The sequence below is a fragment of the Grylomicrobium aquisgranense genome (genome assembly GCF_033971865.1).
GTDB lineage: Bacteria > Bacillota_I > Bacilli_A > Erysipelotrichales > Erysipelotrichaceae > Bulleidia > Bulleidia massiliensis.
Map to the genome: position 1 here is coordinate 1 of NZ_JALBUR010000068.1, position 2,484 is coordinate 2,484.

Genomic DNA, 2,484 nt, shown 5'->3' on the forward strand with positions numbered 1-2,484 from the left:
TGCAAATTCCGGTTCGTCGGTACATGTCTTCCGCTAAAACCGGTGCATTTATGTTGAATTGACGGTGCGGGCGCGTCGCTTTAACGGTGCGCCTTTTATTATGGTTGTGTAGTTTGATGAAAGGAGATTACAATGCAAAACTACACTACCATTATGGGCATTATCCGTATGAGACAGCAGGGTCTCTCATACCGGCAATGCCACGATCGCTTCAAGGTCGGAAACAGTACTATCACCCTGCTCATGGCCAGATACCAGGACCTTGGCTTATCCTTGACAGACCTGGAGAAAATGGATCCCCAAAAGGTTGTCCAGGCGTTCTATCCACCGAATGAAAAACGGCGCAAAGATGTTCCGCTGCCTGACTTCAAGAAGATCCATGAACGTCTTATGGAGAAAGGAAGTAAAGCCAACCTGTTCTTCCTCTGGACCGAGTATAAGCAGGACAATCCCAACGGCTATCAATATTCGCAATTTGCGGAATACTACCACCGCTATGTCGAGCAAAACTTCGGAAGCCAGGATGTCTCCATGGCTGTCGAACGTATCCCTGGTGAGAAGGTATTTATCGACTGGGTCGGTGACCAACCGGAAATCATTATGAATCCAGAATCAGGTGAGCTTCAGAAAGTTCATGTATTCGTCACGACGGTTGGAGTGAGCAGTTATCTATTCGCCGAACTGTTTCCTAACGAGCAACTGCCGAACTTTATGAAAGGCACTAATGATGCCCTGGCATTCTATGATGCGGTTCCGAAATATTTAGTCCCTGATAATGCGGCTACAGCGGTTACCAAGCACACAAAGGATGTTTTGCTTATTAACAGCACTTATCAGGATCTTGAGAGTTTCTATGACACCATTATTCTCCCACCACCCGCCTATAAGCCAAAAGGAAAACCAACTGTGGAAAAACATGTTCAGCTTCTTGAAACATGGCTTTTGGAAAAACTGAAGGAGAATGTTTACAGCAGCTTTGCCAGCGCCAATGAGGCCTGTAAAAAGATAATAGCGGACATCAATGACAGGAAGCCAACTGGTTGGGAACATTCCCGTAAAGAGATGTTCGAGCTCTACGATAAGCCGCAGATGAAGAAACTTTCCGACGGCGCCTTCACAACCTGCGACTATGTAGCGTTTGATCATATCCCAGCAAACTATCACTTACCATATGATGGCCACTACTACTCTGTATTGTACACGTACTATAACAGGCCAGCCATTTTGAAGGCTACTATGACAGAAATCCGGATCTGTGATGAAAACAACAGACTTCTCTGCACTCACCCAAGATCTTACAAGAAATTTCCGAAATACATCACTAACGATGAGCATATGTCGCCAGAGCACCGCTTCTATAAAGAAGTAAACATGCATGATGGTGATTATTATCGCAGATGGGCATCGGCGATCGGAAAGGATATGTTTACACTGATTGATACCGTCCTCCATAGCTCCAAGCACGAAGAGCAGAGTTACAATTCGTGCAACGGCATTCTTCACATGTGCGACGGAAAATCAAAGGTTATTGTCAATATGGCTGCACGCAAATGCATAGAGCTTAACAGCTGTAAGTATTCATACTTCAAGAGAATTCTTAATGACATTCTGAATAACGGAGGCAGGCCTTCTGGAGATTCTCTTCCGGAACATAAGAACATCCGTGGAAAGGACTTCTACAAATGACCGACCGCAGAATCCTTGAAAGTACGGAAGAGCTTTGCATGAAGTTAAGACACATGAAGCTATCGGGCATGGCTGATGAACTTGAGCGTCAGAATAATGACCCTAATCACGACCTTGTTTCATTTGATGAACGCTTGAACGGCATTATCAACGCTGAGTGGAATCTTAGATATAACAAGAAGCTCAACCGCTTCATCAAGAAAGCCACTCTCCGATATCCTGAAGCTGACCTTGACGACAGTATTTATAATCCCGCCCGTCAGCTGGATACCGATACCATTGAACGCCTGTCCAAGTGTTCCTGGATTGAGGAAGGAAGAAACCTTCTCGTTACAGGGGCCTCCGGCAGCGGTAAATCATACATTGCCAATGCGTTGTGCATATGTGCGTTACGACAGTTCAAGACTGTTCGCTATAGTAAAACCAGCACGCTCATATACGAACTTGAAAAGGCGGATCTTGAGAAGACTCACCTGGAATACATATCCAAACTAGCAAAGCTGGATCTGGTTGTGCTGGACGACTTTGGACTCATGGACCTCGATCCAGATAAGTGCAGAAATCTCTTTGAATTGATAGACGCCAGAGAAGGAAGAAAATCCATGATTGTGATATCGCAGCTTCCAGTCTCCTCATGGTATGAGCTGTTCAAGGACAACACTTACGCAGATGCCTGTCTGGACCGATTGGTCAACAGAGCATTCAGACTACAATTTAATGGCAAGAATATGCGGAACCCGTCTCTTTAACTGGCGTTCCGCTAAAGCGGAACGGCGCACCGATGAAGCGGAACAGCCG

2 protein-coding genes are annotated in these 2,484 nt (G+C 45.6%); both read left to right on the forward strand.

All coding sequences use genetic code 11. From position 1 onward, the window contains the following. Nucleotides 1-132 precede the first annotated feature (132 nt). Nucleotides 133-1,686, forward strand: coding sequence for an IS21 family transposase (istA, locus tag MOZ60_RS11405; protein WP_370596772.1), 1,554 nt, complete (start codon nucleotides 133-135; stop codon nucleotides 1,684-1,686). Next, nucleotides 1,683-2,435, forward strand: a complete 753-nt coding sequence (istB, locus tag MOZ60_RS11410; RefSeq protein WP_370596773.1) for an IS21-like element helper ATPase IstB — start codon at nucleotides 1,683-1,685, stop codon at nucleotides 2,433-2,435. Before istA ends, istB begins: the two co-directional genes overlap by 4 nt. The last annotated feature ends 49 nt before the right edge of the window (nucleotides 2,436-2,484 follow it).

Coding starts and splice junctions, on each gene's coding strand:
- istA (WP_370596772.1), top strand. CDS start 133: ATGCAAAACTACACTACCATTATGGGCATTATCCGTATGAGACAGCAG.
- istB (WP_370596773.1), top strand. CDS start 1,683: ATGACCGACCGCAGAATCCTTGAAAGTACGGAAGAGCTTTGCATGAAG.